3 protein-coding genes and 1 pseudogene are annotated in these 1,937 nt (G+C 43.7%); all 4 read left to right on the top strand.

The genetic code is table 11. The annotated features are described in order from the left end of the window. Nucleotides 1–572 (top strand): RHS repeat-associated core domain-containing protein (locus tag AC4PR2_RS28550; RefSeq protein WP_492176006.1); only part of this gene is annotated, 572 nt, incomplete at its 5' end. A 1-nt stretch (nt 573) separates the two neighbouring features. Then, entirely contained in the window at nt 574–1,062 is a 489-nt protein-coding gene (locus tag AC4PR2_RS28545) for a hypothetical protein (protein WP_149572398.1), read from the top strand. A 39-nt stretch (nt 1,063–1,101) separates the two neighbouring features. After that, a pseudogene (locus AC4PR2_RS28540) lies at nt 1,102–1,233 on the top strand (RHS repeat-associated core domain-containing protein); the annotation flags it as partial. A gap of 105 nt (nt 1,234–1,338) precedes the next feature. Then, nucleotides 1,339–1,782: a DUF6386 family protein gene (locus AC4PR2_RS28535; RefSeq protein ID WP_149572400.1), complete on the top strand. Its 444-nt coding sequence runs from the start codon at nt 1,339–1,341 to the stop codon at nt 1,780–1,782. Nucleotides 1,783–1,937 lie beyond the last annotated feature (155 nt).

Below are 1,937 nucleotides of genomic sequence, written 5' to 3'. Positions count from 1 at the left end.
AAAGCGGCCTGCACTACAACCTGTTCCGCTACTACGAACCCGAGGTGGGGCGTTTCACCACGCAGGATCCGATAGGGTTGGAAGGTGGGTTGAATTTATATGCTTATGGGCCAAATCCTTTAACTTGGATAGATCCATTTGGGTTAAGTAATTGTTCGACTCTTGACCGTATTATTGGTGATGCGAACAAAGTCGCTTCGCGTGGTGGAGCTATAACAGCAAAACAAGCTCAGATACTGAGAGGTAATTTACCGGTAGTTCAGAGACGGAGTGTTTTCCAAAATCAGATGGCTCGCAAAGAGTTCGTCAGAGATCAGCATTATCTGATGAGTCAGTGGGAAGCCAATACAGGTAGAACCTGGCCGACAGGAGCTACCCCGCACCACATAATCCCACTAGAAAGTGGGGGGGCGAATAAATGGTGGAATTTGATGCCTACTCATGGCACTTTGCCTAATCATTCTTTACCTGGTGTACCTGGCCCACATGCCGCCGGTGGAGTGCTTCGAACAACTGTTCAACAAAGCAGAAAAGCACTGCCTCCTGGAACTATAACTGATTTGAGATTGTGACATGAATGATTTTGACTTTGATAGTTTACTACAGCGCATCGATAACTCATGCTTTTTCTCAAGAATGGGGCTCCCAGATGTTCTGGATAGTCGCGTGATTTTAATTGAAAATGTTGAGAAGGTGTTTGTTAATCCCACTGATGCAGAGTTTAAGGGATACTATGATAGTGTGGAATGGTTGCCAACATCAATGACTCAGGAGGATCCTTTCTACAAAGTAAAGGAGGTATTACCTAAGGAACTTACTGGTTTACGTATTCGAGTAAACAAGGCTGTCATGAATGCAACAAAGGGATTGTCTAAGGATAAATTCAATTACGGGCCTCATGACTTCAGCTTAGCAGCCAGAAATGGAATTTGTTTTGCTTTCAGAGAGTATGTTTCTGAACAGTATCTTCATTTGGGGAATAAGTGGGAAGAAGTTGTGGGTATATACTTTTCTGGTCACTGGCCTGTGGGTATAGCAAAAGATAAGATAGTTACCATTTAATATTTGTTGACTGCAAAGATAAATATCTTTGCAGAACCATACGACCTAGCCAGTCCGTGGAGCCCGCTGGCGGCGCTGGAGCAGGCGGGCGACAGTCGCCCTGCGAATATATGCGGGTATCACACCTATCTGAACAGCTCGCCGCTGGAAGTGACAGATGCGGCGGGCAACAAAGATTACAAACACTCCATTGGTAGCTCTTTAAAAATGCGGGTAGAAAAGCAGGTCTCCAACCGGGCGACCGAATTAGTGAAATAATATTTCAGTAGGGGGGGTATGAATAAGACTTTCTCTTTCACAACAGATACTGCGACCTTGTCAATTTTTGATTTGGTGTCTTTAAAATATAGAGTTAGCGATGATGCTGATTGGTGGAGCATTCCAGAGGATGAACTGGAAGAAGTAAATAAAGGTAACGTGTTGTTTTTGAATCTTGGTGAGGACGGTCAGTATACGGTTCGAGTTGTTGATAACATAAGTGAGAACTATAAATCGTTATTTTTGAATGTGCCTTCAGGAAAGGTTTTTGTTGGTGCAGGGGAAGATACTAGCGGTGGTTACCTTGAACCTGACGGTTCTGACTATATGTCAGGTGTGTTTTTGATTATGGATATAGGCAATTACGAAGTAAGATTTAGAAGAGACTCTCTCGATATAGTCATTTCATTTATTAAAAGTAGTGAAAATAAAAATGAAGAGAGTGCATTAATTAGGATCTGATTTGTACTTTTTTACAACATGTCAACAATGACCCTCTTTTATTTTAGGGGAATTCGTTGAAAGGAACACCGCGAACCCAATCAGGGCAAACCGGGCGCGCGGCTGGTGTACGATCTGGCGGATAACCTGCTGGGCGAGCGCAGCCCGCAGAGCGA

It is taken from the genome of Serratia sp. A07 (assembly GCF_058725505.1).
The sequence above is the reverse complement of the archived record's forward strand: the minus strand, read 5'-3'. Positions and strand labels throughout refer to the sequence as shown.

Coding starts and splice junctions, on each gene's coding strand:
- AC4PR2_RS28545 (WP_149572398.1), top strand. CDS start 574: ATGAATGATTTTGACTTTGATAGTTTACTACAGCGCATCGATAACTCA.
- AC4PR2_RS28535 (WP_149572400.1), top strand. CDS start 1,339: ATGAATAAGACTTTCTCTTTCACAACAGATACTGCGACCTTGTCAATT.